The following is a 14,489-nucleotide window of genomic DNA, read 5'->3' on the forward strand; positions in this document are numbered from 1 at the left end:
CCACGGATCAGGACGGAACATTTTTAATTTACTACTGCCACCATAAGCTCCGGGAGATCCGGATCGGCGATAAAAAAGTGTCACCCATGTCTCCGAACGACTGTCACCCTTGACTCCGGTCTATACACCCTTCGCAAAGGGGGGAACATAACGCCTGCTGCTCTGCTTCGTGGAAACGGTCACCCTGCTTTCCCGGAATTCCCTGATGAACCTTCGCAAAGGGGGGAACGCCTGGGCTCATGCAACACTTCGCGAGCAACTGCACCCTGCCTTCCCGGAATTCCCCGCCTTCCCCGGGAACGCTCCATTTCGCACCGCCGCCTTAAGGGGACAGGCACCTGGCGGAGCCAGTCCCCCTCCCTCGTGCCCCACCGAAACAGAGAAACTCTGAATCCATTTTTTGTCGGTGCAGTTGACATCTTCACAAGCCGCGTTATTTTTAACCAATCCTAATTATTTTATTCAAATTTTAATCCTCATTACAGCTTCGGCGCCTGCGCCCGCACTTGTCGGTACACGCGCAGTTTGGTCCATAGGCATCCAAATAAGCAGGATTTATTGCGTTTTTTATTCCGGAAGCGCTCGGCGCAGCGAGAGAAGCCATGATATCCCACGCCCTCACCATCATAATGAACGAGCTGAACAAGCATCTTCATGATGTGTACAACATGACCGACGGCGTGAACCTTGGCAACGTTTCCGACATCTTCGCCTCAGGCGGGGGAAGCGGCAGCGTCTCGCGCGACAAGCTCTACATCTCGGCGGTGAACGTGAAGGAGGAGAAGACGCTCAAGAACGTCCCGAACTACGTGCGCAACGAGGCGACGCTCAAGGCAACCTACGAGAACCCTCCGGTATTCCTGAACTTCCTGATCCTGATGACGGCGACGCACAGCGACTACGTGAACGCCCTTTCGATACTCTCCCGCGTGATCCGGTACTTCCAGTTCAGAAACGTTTTCACTGAAACGAGCGTCGATCCGTCCTCGATCACCACTTCGAGCGTTCCGATCAACCCGCTCGACCAGTTACAGAGCTTCAAGCTGATCCTCGATATATACTCGCCGACCCTGGAAGAGGTGAACCATCTATGGGGGACGCTCGGAGGCAAACAGTACCCTTTCGTCCTCTACATCCTGCGTATGCTCGACCTGAAGTTCACCTTCGTGGAAAAGGAAGAGAGCCTGATCCTGGAGATCGTACGCAACATCCATCACAAACCGGCGGTAACGGTATAAGGGCTGGCGCTTCAAGCACAAAGCCTCTCACGCAAAAAAGGAGGAAGCACCCATGGCCACACTGTACAAGACACCGGGAGTTTACATCGAAGAGATACCCAAGTTTCCTCCTTCCGTGGCCCCGGTAGAAACCGCGATTCCCGCCTTCATCGGCTACACGGAAAAGGCGGAAGACGTGACACCGGGGGATCTCACCCTGAAGCCGACGCGCATCTCCTCGCTGGTCGAGTACGAGAAGTACTTCGGCGGACCCCAGAAGGAGCAGGACATCAACGTCGACGTGCAGGAAACACAGGTAAACGGCGTGACCGTCGACCTTAAGTCGACCGCTGCCGTGGCGGAAAACGCGCGCTCCAAGCACATCATGTACTACGCGATGCAGATGTTCTTCGCCAACGGCGGAGGCCCCTGCTACATCGTCTCGGCGGGTGCCTATAAGGCGACTTTCGGCGGCGCGCTGGTCGAGACCGAGCTGAAGGCGGGGCTTGACACCCTGGCGAAAAAGGACGAACCGACCCTCATCATCTTCCCCGAGGCCCAGAGCCTCTCCATCGCCGACTTCAAGGCGCTGCACGACGCCGCCCTCGCGCAATGCGCGGACCTCAAAGACCGCTTCGTGATCATGGACCTGCACGGCGACTCCGTCTCGCTCTCCGATCCGGGGGCGAATCTTTTGAACGCGGTGAACAACTTTCGCTCCAACGGCATCGGCGTGAACAACCTGAAGTACGGCGCGGTGTACGGGCCGAACATCGACACCATCCTCGATTTCGCTTACGACGACACCGCGGTGGACGTCACCATCACGACGAACGGAACCGCGGCAGCGCCGGTGAAGCTCGACACCCTCAAGGGGGGTAACAACAGGGTCTATGAGCAGGCGAAGGCGGCGATCACCGACATGGCCTGCAGGCTCCCCCCTTCCACGACCATGGCCGGGATTTACGCGGCGGTGGACAACAGCCGCGGCGTCTGGAAGGCGCCCGCCAACGTGAGCGTGAACTCGGTGATCCAGCCGACCATCGAGTTTTCCAACGTGGAGCAGGACCAGATGAACGTCGACCCGGTGGCTGGGAAATCGGTCAACGCGATCCGCGCCTTCACCGGCAAGGGGACCCTGGTCTGGGGGGCGCGCACCCTCGCAGGCAACGACAACGAATGGCGCTACGTGAACGTGCGCCGGCTCTTCAACTTCGTCGAGGAGTCGGTGAAGCGCGCCACCGAACCGTTCGTTTTCGAGGCGAACGACGCGAACACCTGGGTCCGCGTCCAGGGGATGGTGGAGAACTTCCTCACCGTGATCTGGCGTCAGGGAGCGCTGCAGGGGGTGAAACCCGAGCACGCCTTCTTCGTGGCGGTGGGGCTTGGCAAGACCATGACCGCCATCGACATCCTGGAGGGACGCATGATCGTCGAGGTGGGACTTGCCGCCGTGCGCCCCGCCGAATTCATCATCTTCCGGTTCTCGCACAAAATGGCGGAATCGTAGGGGCGGGAACCTAGGAACCGACAATAAAGGAGAAAGACATGGCGCAAGAATACCCACTACCGCGGTTTCATTTCCAGGTCGACTGGGGCGGGGCGAAGATCAGCTTCACCGAGGTGACCGGGCTCGTCATGGAGCGGGAAAAGATCGAATACCGCCACAGCGACAGCCGGGACTTCAACAAGATCGCCATGCCCGGCCTGGTGAAGAACAACAACCTCACCCTGAAGCGCGGCAAGTTCGAGAAGGACTTCGACTACAACACCTGGCTCGAGGCGGTGGCCAACGAGCGCGTCGAAGGGCGGCGCGACATCATCATCAGGCTTTTGAACGAGAAGCACGAACCGGTGGCGGCGTGGACCGCGACCCGCTGCTTCCCGGTCAAGGTCACCGCCCCGGATCTGAAATCGGACGCGAACGAGGCGGCCATAGAGACGCTCGAGGTCGCCCACGAGGGGCTGAAGCTGATGAAGGTCTAGGGGTGCCGTCATGGTGGACTACTATCCCCCTTGGGCCTTCTACTTCCGGGTCGAGTTCGGCATCAGCAAGAAGAAGGACGACGTCCGTTTCCAGATGGTCTCGGGGCTCTCGGTAGAGTACGACACGGAGGAGTACAAGGAGGGGGGCGAAAACCGCTTCACCCACAAGCTCCCGGTGCGCACGAAGTACGCCGACCTGGTGTTGAAGCGCGGCATGCTGACCGACTCCGAGGTGATCAAGTGGTTCTTGCGGGCCTTCCGGGACCGGCAGTTCGAGCCCACCGACCTGAACGTCATCCTGATGAACGAAAAGGGAGAGCCGCTGAAGACGTGGCAGGTATCGCACGCCATACCGAAGAAGTGGCAGGTAAGCGATCTGAACTCCGGCGAGAACGCGCTGGTGATCGAGACGCTGGAGCTTACCTACCGGTATTTCACGGTGGCCTAACGGTGCTTTACCCCTCTCCCTCCGGGAGAGGGTGGCCGGAGGCCGGGTGAGGGAGGTGCCCGAACGCCCTCACCCCAGCCCTCTCCCGGAGGGAGAGGGAGTGCCCGGGAAGAGCTTTTAAAAGAGAAAGAAATACCTAAGGACATCATGCCCATCGAGATCAAGGAACTGCACATACGGGTCGCGCTGACCACCTCGCCTGCCCCGCCTCCCTCTGCCGGAGGCGGCGCGGAGAAAGACGCCATCGTGAGCGAGTGCATCGAACAGATGCTGCAGATACTGCAAAACAAGGCGGAGCGCTGATGGCGGACAACGGCAAGCTGGAAAAGCTCCTGATCCTGGCCTTCGACACCTCGGAGGATGCCGAGCGCGGCACCAAGGCGGAGGCGAAGGAGACCTTCGAGGCGCTCATCAACCCTGAGAGCTACACCCTCGAATACAAGGTGAAGACCTCGGATGGCCAGGGCCAGGGAACCAGCGGCGCCCAGGTGAAATACGAGTTCACCCTCCCCGAGGAGCTGACCTTCGAGTTCCTCTTCGACAACACCGGCATCATCGATGGCAAGCCGAATAAGGAAGGGGTGCAAAAGGACGTCGACCGGCTGCGCAAAATGCTGACCGGCTACCAGGGGAAATCGCACGAGCCGTACCACTTGAAGCTGGTCTGGGGAAGCCTCGTCTTCACCGGGCGCGCCACCGAACTTTCCCTTACGCACAAACTCTTCAACCCGGACGGCCAGCCGATACGCACGATCGCCAAGGTGAAGTTCAAGAAGAGCATCGAGGAGAAGAAACGTGCGCGCAAGGAGGACAAGTCCTCACCGGACCTGACGCACCGGCGCACGGTAAAGGGGGGCGACACCCTGCCGCTGCTCTGTTACCGGATCTACGGCGACCCGAGATACTACCTGCAGGTGGCGCAGGTAAACGGACTCGACAACTTCCGCAAGCTCACGCCCAACACGAGCCTGCTTTTCCCCCCGATAGACAAGAAAGGTGCGCTGCCGTGAGCACGGAGTCGACCATACCCACCCCGGCGACGCCCGACGTCTGCACCGTGGAACTCCTGATGGACGGAGCAGCGGTGCCCGGGGAATACCACGTGATGTCGGTCGCGGTCCGCAAAGAGGTGAACCGCATCCCGACCGCGACGCTCCGGATCCGCGACGGCGAGGCAGCCAAGGCGACCTTCAACGCCAGCAACGCGGACCTCTTCCTCCCGGGGAAGAAGATCGAAATCAAGCTGGGTTACCGCTCGCAGAACGACACAGTCTTCAAAGGGGTGGTGCTCAAGTACGGCATCAGCGTCCGAAAGAGCGGCAGCCTCCTCACCGTCGAGTGCCGGGATGAGGCGGTGAAAATGAGCCAGGGGCTCAAGAGCCGCTACTTCGTGGAGATGAAAGACAGCGACGTCATCGAGCAGATCATCGACTCTTACAAGCTCGGCAAAGAGGTCGATGCCACGAAGCCGGACCTCAAGGAGGTCACGCAGTACAACTCGACCGATTGGGATTTCCTGTTGCTGCGTGCCGAGGCGAACGGACTCGTGGTGATCGCAAGCGACGGCAAGGTGACCGTGACGGCACCCGGCACGAGCGCCGCCCCGGTCCTGACCGTCGGTTTCGGCTCGACGCTTTTGGAACTCGATGCCGACATCGACGCGCGCAGGCAGAGCAAAGGGATCGTGGCGAAGAGTTGGGACGCATCGGAGCAGAAGGTCCAGGAGGCAGAGGCCAGGGAACCGGCGCCCTCTTCAAGCGGCAACCTGAAACCTGCCGATCTTGCAGCCGTTTTGGGGAGCGACCCGCACGAGTTGAGACACGGCGGAAGACTGGGGCAACCGGAATTGCAGGCCTGGGCGGACGGGAGGCTGCGGACCGAGCGCCTGGCGCAGGTGCGGGGGCGTGCGAGGTTTCAGGGCTTCGCCGCCGTCGCCCCCGGCAAGGTCATCGAGCTCACCGGCGTAGGTGAGCGATTCCAGGGGAAGGTCTACGTCTCCGGCGTGCGCCACCAGGTGGACAACGGCAACTGGGAAACCGACGTGCAGTTCGGCCTCAGCCCGGAGACCTTCGCCGAGAGTTTCGAGGTGAGGCCCGTTCCCGCCGCCGGGCTCATACCTGGGGTGACCGGGCTGCAGATGGGGGTGGTGACCGTTTTGGAAAAGGACCCGCAGGGAGAGGACCGCATCAAGGTCCGGCTCCCGCTCGTCAGCAAGGCCGATGAGGGGATCTGGGCGCGGCTGGCGACCCTGGATGCGGGGAAGGAGCGCGGCACCTTTTTCAGGCCCGAGATCGGCGACGAGGTCGTCGTCGGCTTTCTCTGGGACGACCCGCGCCACCCGGTGGTCCTGGGTATGTGCCACAGCTCGGCGAAGCCCGCGCCCGAACCTGCCAAGGACAAGAACCACCGCAAGGGGTACGTGAGCCGCTCCAAGATGAAGTTCACCTTCGACGACGAGAAGAAGTCCGTGCAGTTGGAGACCCCCAAGGGGAACCGGCTGACGCTCTCCGAGGATAAAAAGGGCGTGGTGATAGAGGACCAAAACGGGAACAAGATCACCATGGACGATCAGGGGGTGCGGATTGAAAGCGCAAAGGATCTCACCCTTAAGGCGGCCAAGAACCTGAAGATCGAGTGCGGCTCCAATCTGGATTTGAGTGCCCAAGCCGCGCTGAAGGCAGCCGGTACCGCGAGCGCCGAGGTGTCCGGCGCGAGCACGACGATCAAGGGAAGTGCTAAGACCGTGATCCAGGGGGGGATCGTGCAGATCAACTAGAGGCATGGGGGAATCATCGCCTAGTCCCCCTCTCCCTCCGGGAGAGGGTGCCCGAAGGGCGGGTGAGGGCGTTGGCACCATCAAAATCTCGCCTATCGCAGCGCCCTCACCCTAACCCTCTCCCGGAGGGAGAGGGGACATGGACGCTGTAGACGCATGGGGGCAACATGCCTACCGCCTCTCCCGGAGGGAGAGGGATGCTACAAAAGGAGCCCCAGCATGCTTCCTGCCGCACGCATCACGGATCTCATCGTCAGCACTGCGACGCAGGGGGTGCCGACGCCGATCATACCGCCGGGGGCGCCGACCGTGCTCATCGCCGGACTCCCCGCGGCGCGCATGGGGGACTCCTGCGGCGCTGACGCGATCATAAAGGGCTCGGCTACGGTGTTCATCGGCGGACTACCCGCAGCACGCATGTCGGACTCGACCGCGGGCGGCGGACTCATCCTCCCCCCCTGCGCCCTCACCGTGCTCATCGGAGGCTAACCATGAACCTCGACTTCCTGGGCCGCGGCTGGTCCTTTCCTCCCGAATTCGACAAGTCACTCCCCGGTGTCGCCATGCTGGAAGAGGAGGCGGACATCGTCGCGAGCCTGCAGACCTTGCTCAGCACCTCGCAGGGGGAACGGGCCATGCTCCCGCAGTACGGCTGCAACCTGGACGACCTGATCTTCGAAAACCTCGACACCGGCACCAAGGCGCTCATGGCGGACAAGATCGAGACGGCGATCCTCTACCACGAACCGCGCATCGAACTGGAGGGGATCAACCTGGACGACACGCGCGAACTCGAAGGGGTCGTCCTCATCGAGGTGGTCTACCGGGTCAAGACGACCAACTCGCGCTTCAATTTCGTCTTCCCCTACTACAGGCTGGAAGGAACCGACCTCGATCTCGGGGTGACGGTGAACCTCCTGCCGGAAAACGACTAGGTCCATATGCCCAAATCCGCCGACTGCAAACAGAACAGGGACGCACTGAAGCCGCTCCGCGAAGGGACGAGCCAGGACCAGCGCCTCGCCCTCCCCCTCGACCCGAACTTCGCTCCGGTGGACCAACGCGACACGGCGCACGGCATGGTCTTCGCGCAGGCCTACGCCTCCTTCCTGAACTACTTAAACACCAACGATGTGAAAGACGGCGACTGGACCCCTTTCTTCGGCACCGACGTATCGGTGCAGCTGGCACTCACCGCGGTGCAGGATGTGGAATTCTACCGAGGCAGGATCAAGGAGTTCCTCGACTTCCTGAAGGATCTCGGCTTCGGCTCGGACGAAACCAAGGCGAAGGATTATCTAGGCTACCTCTTCAGCAGCGTCGGGAGCCTTGCGCGGCAGTTCGACCGGCTGAAAGACGCGCTCCCACAGGATCTCGCCCTGAAGGAGATGCTGCAGGGGCTCATCGCGAACCAGCTCGCCCCGGCGCTGAACCGGCTCATCGCCTACTACAAGGCGGATCTCGCCGTGACGCCCGAATCGGACCGCCTGATAGCAGACCTGCAGCCGGGACTGGAGCTGTTCGGCGCCCAAACCGTCCCCTTCAGCACGGTCTTCACTTCCGGTCTCGGCAAGGAATGGATCACAGACAGCTCTCCCGACTGGGCGAGGTATACCGGGGCCGTCGCCCCGGACGCCTCGGTGTACGGGACCGGCATCGAGCCGTTCCAGAGGATCAATCACATCGCGACGCACAACATGTTCACCTCGATCCTCGACCAGTTTCTGAAAAGTTACGCGAAGGTCGCGAGCGAGGGTAAACAGGCGCTGGAGAAAAGCCTGACTGATCGCGATGACCACCAGCCCCATTACGCGCTGTTTCTCGCCTTTCTACGCCTCTTCGCCTACGCGCGCGATGCCGCCAACACGCTCACCGCCCGCCATCTCGATTTCTATTACCGTGAGATCCTGCGGCTGAAGGAGAAACCGGCCCACCCGGGACAGGTGCACCTCCTGGCGGAGCTCGCACGCCAAGTGGAAGAGCGGCTCTTCCCGGCGGGTGAGCTCTTAAAGGCGGGGAAGGATGCCCAGGGAAAGGACGCCTTCTACGCGAGCGATGCCGATTTCGTGGCGAACCAGGCCAAGGTGGCGGAGCTTAAGACCGTGTACCGCCACGGCCCGGAAAAGGTTGGGCTCTTAAGTCCCAGCGACGTGGACCGGGGGCGTCTCTTCGCCTCCCCGGTCGCCAACTCGGCCGACGGTAAGGGAGCGGAACTCACCAGCGAGGACAAGTCCTGGCACCCATTCCACAACAAGCGCTACCAGGACGGTGTGCTGGCCGCGATCGACATGCCCCGCGCGGAAATAGGTTTCGCCGTCGCCTCGCACTACCTGTTCCTTGCCCAGGGAACCCGTACCGTCACCGTGATCTTTCAACAGCCCGCGCCGGTCTCCGGTGATTTCACGGCCGACGTCGTCTGCTCCTTCACCACGAAAAAGGGTTGGCTCGACAAGTCCCCCCTCTCCTTCGGCCAGGTGACCGGGGGGCTGAGGGTAGTGGTCGCGCTCACCGGCGCGGATCCGGCGATAACCCCGTACCTCCCGGATACGCACGGCTACAACTTCGACACGACGCTCCCGGTCCTCATGGTGCGGCTCAAGCAGCGCCCAGATGCGAAGTTCAAGTACGAAAGCCTCGAGGACGTGACCATCAGCGGCGTGGAGCTGACCGTGGAGGTGCAGGACCTGAAGGTAGCCGCACTCGCAAACGACTTCGGACCGGTCGATGCCTCGAAACCCTTCCAGCCCTTCGGCCCCTCGCCGCTGGCGAACAGCGCATTCATCGTCGGCTCGAAGGAGCTTTTCCAGAAGAAGCTGACCGGCGCGACGCTGCACCTCACCTGGCAGGGGACGCCCGCCCCCTACGGCGGCAAGACGGTCAACGCGGTGACCGAATACCTCCAGGGGGGGCGCTGGCACCCGTACCTGACCGCGGTGCAGTCCTCGGTTACCGACACGAGCTTCACCCTGCTCGGCGACCCGCAAACCTCCGACGCGCCCCCATACCTGGACGCACCGGACCCGAGCGAGGACGAGCAGTTCACGACCGCTTCCCGAAACGGCTTCGTCCGCCTGAGGCTCGACGACGATTTCGGTCAGGCAAGCTACGAGCAGGCGCTCATCGACTACATCAAGCGGGTGACCGACGCCGACCCGAACAACGACGGCACGAGACCCACGCCCCCGGCGGGACCGTTCGTCACCGAGCTCACCCTCGATTACGCGGCGACCCAGACCATCCCCCTCGAAAAGGCGGCCCCCGACCAGTTTGCCGGACGTCCGGCACGCTTTTTCAACCTGGCCCCCTTTGGCACCGCCGAGCAGCACCCTTACCTGAAGGCGAACGCCCCATCGGCGGACGCCGCCATTTACCTTTTGCCTCAGTTCAAGCATCAAAACCGGGACGACCTGAAGCTGCCGCAGGGGCAAAAGGTGAAGCACGAGGCGGAGTTCTACATCGGCATCAGCGGCCTGGAGCCCCCCCGCAATGTAGCCCTCCTCTTCCAGGTGGTGGACGGCAGCGCCGATCCCCTCTCGGTGAAACCAAAGCCGCACGTCGAGTGGAGTTACCTTCGGCAAAACGAGTGGGTGCCCTTTGCCAAAGACGGGGTGGACGACCGCACCGCCGAACTGATCGACTCGGGCATCGTCACGTTCGCCGTGCCTCGCGAGGCCTCGGCCGACAACACCGTGCTCCCCGCCGGGATGCACTGGCTGCGCGCGGCGGTGGCGGAAAATGCCGATTCGGTTTGCCGCCTGATCATGGTCGCAGCGCAGGCGCTCAGGGCGACCTTCGCCGACCGCGGCAATGACCCGGCCTTCCAGGCTACGCCCCTTCCCGCCGGAACCGTCTCAAAGCTGGACCAACCCGACGCGGCCGTAAAGGGGATCACCCAGCCCTTCCCCGGTTTCGGAGGGCGCGGCAAGGAGTCCCCCGGAGACTTCTACACGCGCGTTTCGGAGAGGCTCAGGCACAAGGACCGCGCCATCGCACAGTGGGACTACGAGCACCTGATCCTTGAAGCGTTCCCTCAGGTCTACCGGGTCAAATGCCTGAACCACACGCAGTACGAGCCGGACGCAAGCGGCGCCGGGATCTACCGGGAACTTGCGCCGGGTCACGTCGCCGTGGTCGCGATACCGAACCAGCGCTTCGCGCATCTGCGCGATCCCCTGCGCCCCTACACGAGCCTTGGGCTCCTGGAAGAGATCGCCCGTTTCGTCGCAGCGCGCACCTCCTGTTTCGTAAAGCTGCACGTCAAGAACCCGCAGTTCGAGGAGGTGCGCGTGGACTGCAAGGTGCGCCTGCACCCGGGCCTGGACCGGTCCTTTTACGGGCAGAAGATCTCGGAGGCGATCACCCGTTTTCTTTCCCCCTGGGCGTTCCCCGGCGGCGGGAGCCCGACCTTCGGAGGGGTGGTGAGGAAGTCGGTCCTCATCAACTTCCTGGAGGATCTCCCGTACGTCGACTGCGTCACCGATTTCCGCCTCTTCCACACCTACCGGGACGAACACGACCAGCAAAGGACGGCGGAGGTGAACGAGGCGGCAGGATCCAAGGCGGTATCGGTACTCGTCTCGGCAAGAAAGCACGCGATCGCCTTCATCGACCCCGCCGGGGTGTCCTCCCCCGCCGAGCTCTGCAGGTGCGCGTTATGAGCAGCTTATCCGCGACCATAGCGAAACAGCCGCCGCTTCCCCCCGCCCAGGATTTCTACCGCCTGCGCCGGGAGGGGATCGCCTTCATCGAGCAGATGGCAAGCAGGCTTTGGACCGACTACAACGAGAGCGACTCCGGCATCGCCATCCACGAGGCCCTCTGCTACGCCATCACCGACCTCGGCTACCGCACCGGCTGGGACATCAAGGACATCCTGGCCCCGGCAGTCCCGTCCGGCGATCCGGCGCACCCCTTCCCGAACCAGCCCTTCTTCACGGCACGCTCCATCCTCACCGTCAACCCGTGGACAGAAAAGGATTTCAGACGCCTTATGATCGATCTCGAGCCGGTGCGCAACGCCTGGATCATCTGCAAGGAGTGCGCGTGCGACACGAGTTACTGGGCCTGGTGCGAAGAAGAGGATGGGCTCGCCCTCTCCTACCGCCCGCCGGAGGCAGGGGGACGCGGCAAGGTTCAGGTCTGGCCGCTCGGGCTGTACGAGGCGCTCCTGGAACTCGAAGAGGATCCTGACGCCGGGGACCTGAACGACAGGAAGATCGAGTCGGCCGCGGTGTTGAACGAAGCGGCGGCAGGCACTCCCGTTGTACTGGAGCTTCGTTTCCCGGAGGTGTCGCTTGCCGACCGGGAGCAGTGGGAACTCTTCCTGGACAGCGACGACGCCTTCGACGGCAAAAACGGCGCCTCCGTCAACCTGAAGCTGATCCGCTTCGGGGCGACCAGGAGCTACGATTTGCTGAGCGACCCGCATCTCGACGAAGAGGGGCGCGACGAGTACCTGAGGCGCCACTGGCGCAACATCTTCTACGGGACCTTCGAGGTCGAGATCCTCCCTTCCGGGGCGAAGATCGTGCTGCAGGATGCGGCGCTCCGCCTGCTGGGAGCGAGTGCGGCGCGGGACGCCGCCACGGTCGCGACACTGAAAGCGATACTGGAAGATAAGACGCCTAACGGACTGATTCAGCGTTATCGGCGCAAGGAACGGCTGAAGGCCTCCGCCGTCGGTCTAGCGAAGAAGGAGTTGGTCGCGCACCGCAACCTGGACGAGGACTTCTGCCGGGTAGGCGTGATCGGCATCGAGGAGGTGGCGGCCTGCGCCGACGTCGAGGTGGCGCCGGACGCCGACATAGAACTCGTACAGGCGCGCATCTGGTTCGAGATCGAGCGCTACTTCAACCCGCCCATCCCCTTCTACACGCTGCAGGAACTCCTCGACCGGGAAGTACCGGTGGAGGATATCTTCAACGGCCCGGAGCTCGCGAGCGGCTTCTTGAGCGACGACGACCTCGACGCGGCTTCGCTTAAGAGCGCGCTCTGCGTCTCCGATCTCATCAACCGCCTCATGGACATCGACGGCGTCGTTGCGGTCAACCAGCTGCAGCTCACCAAGTACGACGCCGAGGGGAACACGGTCCGTGGCGCCTACGACCCGATCTTCGGCAGCGACGGCAAGCCGATCTTCGACCCGAACAAGGCGAGCGCCTCCTGGCTCCTCTACCTGCTGCCGCAGCACCAGCCGAGGCTCTACAGAAACGCCTCGCGCTTTCTCTTTTACAAGAACGGGCTTCCCTTCCTCCCGAGGATGGACGAGGCGCTCGACACGCTCACGCGCCTGCGCGGCGAGGCGGAACGCTCCGGAATACGCGGTGCCGTGAACGACCTCCCGATCCCGGCGGGGAAATACCGGCACCCGGATCGCTACTTCCCGGTGCAGTACAGCTTCCCGCTCACCTACGGGGTGGGTCCCGACCAGCTGCCCACCACGGCTTCCGCCCGGCGCAGGGCGCAGGCGCGCCAGATGAAGGCCTACCTGATGGTGTTCGAGCAGATACTCGCCGACGCCTTCGCCCAACTCGCCCACGCCGCCGATCTCTTCTCGCTCGACACCGCGGTGAGCCGGACCTACTTCGCCGCCGAGCTTTCCGATGCGGTGATCCAGGGTTACTCCGAGCTCGTCACCGGCCTCAGCAAAACGCTTCTGGAGGCGATGCTGGAGACGCCGGAGGAATTCAGGGAGCGCCGCAACCGGTTCCTCGACCACCTGCTCGCCCGCTTCGGCGAAGACTTCAGCGCGTACGGCCTGCTCCTCGCCAAGGTGCTCGGGCAGGAGATCGCCCTGGACCAGTTGATCAAGGACAAGATCGCCTTCCTGTCGGACTACCCGAGGATCAGCCACGACCGCGCCAGGGCCTTCGATTACCGCCACGACCCGTGCGGCGCGGACAACCAGCCGGGGATCAGGCGGCGCATCGCCCTGCTTCTCGGCTACCCGGAGCTCGACAAGCGGATGATCGTGGTGGAGCACCTGCTGCTGCGCCCGAAATTCCCTGGCGACGCCCTCTACCCCGCATGCACCGACGGCGGTTGCAACACCTGCGGCGCCGAGGATCCCTACTCCTTCCGGCTCACCTTCGTCATGCCCGGCTGGCTCGACCCCTTCCATGCTGACCTGGAGATGCGCGGCTACGCGGACCGGGTGATCCGCGAGGAGGTCCCGTCGCACCTCGTCGCCAAGATCTGCTGGGTGGGAAACGACGGCTACGTCGAGGACCCGTGCGATCCGGTGCTCGGGCGGCTCGCGGCACTTCTGGAGCGTGAGGGGCACAAGGCGGACGGTCTGTCCCCCAGCGAAGAGGAGGCCTGCGCCTGCGCCATCGCCATCCACAAGGCGTTCGCTCAGGTGTTCCAGGTCTGGTACCAGGAGAACGCGCAGAAGCATTTCCACGCGGACGCCCTGAAGATGGAACTGGAGCTGACCTTCGGCGACAAGGTGAAACCGGAGGAGATCGCCTGCGGGGTGGCGCTTCCCTTCGAACTCTGGACCCGGGTTTTGGCGGTGGAGGTGGAACACTTCGGGAGAATCGCCCTTTACGGGCTTCAGTACGAGCGTTTCCAGGCGGCCTGGTGCGACTGGCTCGCGGCGAACGCAGGCTTCGACTGGACCGAGGAGCGCCTGGAAGAGAGGGTGGAGGCGATCCTGGTGCGGAACCTCCTTTCGCCGAGTAAATCGCTCAACCGGAACAGCGTCAACCTTTGCCGCTGCGCCCTGGGCATCCTGACCGGCTTCGGTATGGAGTTCTACCAGTGGATGGACGGCCTCTTCCGCTCCGGGAGTTTCACGCCGGATACGCAGCTCCCCACCTTCCCCATCGATCTCGGACAGGCGTGCCCGGGCGTTTCCTTCCAGGCCGGGACCACGGAAAGGATACGCGCCCTGCTCGAGGAGCGGTACCACGCCTACTGCGAGGTCTCCTACCGTCTGCGCGTGGTGCTCGACCTGCTAGGCGCATTGAGCAACAGCTACCCCCCCGCGACGCTGCACGACTGCGACGAGGGCAACGACAAAAACCCGGTACGTCTGGGTACAACGGCTCTAGGAAACTGA

The 14,489-nt window shown here is 62.9% G+C and carries 11 protein-coding genes; all 11 read left to right on the forward strand.

The window, feature by feature from the left end:
• Window positions 1-602 precede the first annotated feature (602 nt).
• On the forward strand, window positions 603-1,238 hold the full coding sequence (locus tag D6Z24_RS08225) for a DUF4255 domain-containing protein (RefSeq protein WP_129126108.1): 636 nt from the start codon (window positions 603-605) through the stop codon (window positions 1,236-1,238).
• Window positions 1,239-1,290: 52 nt separating this feature from the next.
• The gene (locus D6Z24_RS08230; RefSeq protein WP_129126109.1) at window positions 1,291-2,727 is read left to right on the forward strand and encodes a phage tail sheath family protein; all 1,437 of its coding nucleotides are present in this window, start codon (window positions 1,291-1,293) and stop codon (window positions 2,725-2,727) included.
• A 38-nt stretch (window positions 2,728-2,765) separates the two neighbouring features.
• The gene (locus D6Z24_RS08235; protein WP_129126110.1) at window positions 2,766-3,203 is read left to right on the forward strand and encodes a phage tail protein; all 438 of its coding nucleotides are present in this window, start codon (window positions 2,766-2,768) and stop codon (window positions 3,201-3,203) included.
• A 10-nt stretch (window positions 3,204-3,213) separates the two neighbouring features.
• A complete protein-coding gene (locus D6Z24_RS08240) occupies window positions 3,214-3,651 on the forward strand; it encodes a phage tail protein (protein ID WP_129126111.1) in 438 nt (145 codons plus the stop codon).
• 147 nt (window positions 3,652-3,798) lie between these two features.
• Entirely contained in the window at window positions 3,799-3,954 is a 156-nt protein-coding gene (locus tag D6Z24_RS21620) for a DUF5908 family protein (protein ID WP_198419528.1), read from the forward strand.
• The gene (locus D6Z24_RS08245) at window positions 3,954-4,661 is read left to right on the forward strand and encodes a CIS tube protein (protein WP_129126112.1); all 708 of its coding nucleotides are present in this window, start codon (window positions 3,954-3,956) and stop codon (window positions 4,659-4,661) included. Before D6Z24_RS21620 ends, D6Z24_RS08245 begins: the two co-directional genes overlap by 1 nt.
• Complete coding sequence (gene vgrG, locus D6Z24_RS08250) at window positions 4,658-6,427, forward strand: type VI secretion system tip protein VgrG (RefSeq protein ID WP_129126113.1); 1,770 nt, start codon at window positions 4,658-4,660, stop codon at window positions 6,425-6,427. The genes D6Z24_RS08245 and vgrG overlap by 4 nt, the downstream gene beginning before the upstream one ends.
• 219 nt (window positions 6,428-6,646) lie before the next feature.
• A complete protein-coding gene (locus D6Z24_RS08255) occupies window positions 6,647-6,916 on the forward strand; it encodes a PAAR domain-containing protein (RefSeq protein ID WP_129126114.1) in 270 nt (89 codons plus the stop codon).
• A gap of 2 nt (window positions 6,917-6,918) precedes the next feature.
• Window positions 6,919-7,362, forward strand: coding sequence for a GPW/gp25 family protein (locus D6Z24_RS08260; RefSeq protein ID WP_129126115.1), 444 nt, complete (start codon window positions 6,919-6,921; stop codon window positions 7,360-7,362).
• Window positions 7,363-7,368: 6 nt separating this feature from the next.
• Entirely contained in the window at window positions 7,369-11,085 is a 3,717-nt protein-coding gene (locus D6Z24_RS08265) for a baseplate J/gp47 family protein (protein ID WP_129126116.1), read from the forward strand.
• Window positions 11,082-14,489 carry a hypothetical protein gene (locus tag D6Z24_RS08270; RefSeq protein WP_129126117.1) on the forward strand — a complete coding sequence of 1,136 codons (3,408 nt, stop codon included), beginning with the start codon at window positions 11,082-11,084 and terminating at the stop codon, window positions 14,487-14,489. Before D6Z24_RS08265 ends, D6Z24_RS08270 begins: the two co-directional genes overlap by 4 nt.

The sequence above is a fragment of the Geomonas oryzae genome (assembly GCF_004117875.1).
In the GTDB taxonomy this organism is placed as follows: domain Bacteria; phylum Desulfobacterota; class Desulfuromonadia; order Geobacterales; family Geobacteraceae; genus Geomonas; species Geomonas oryzae.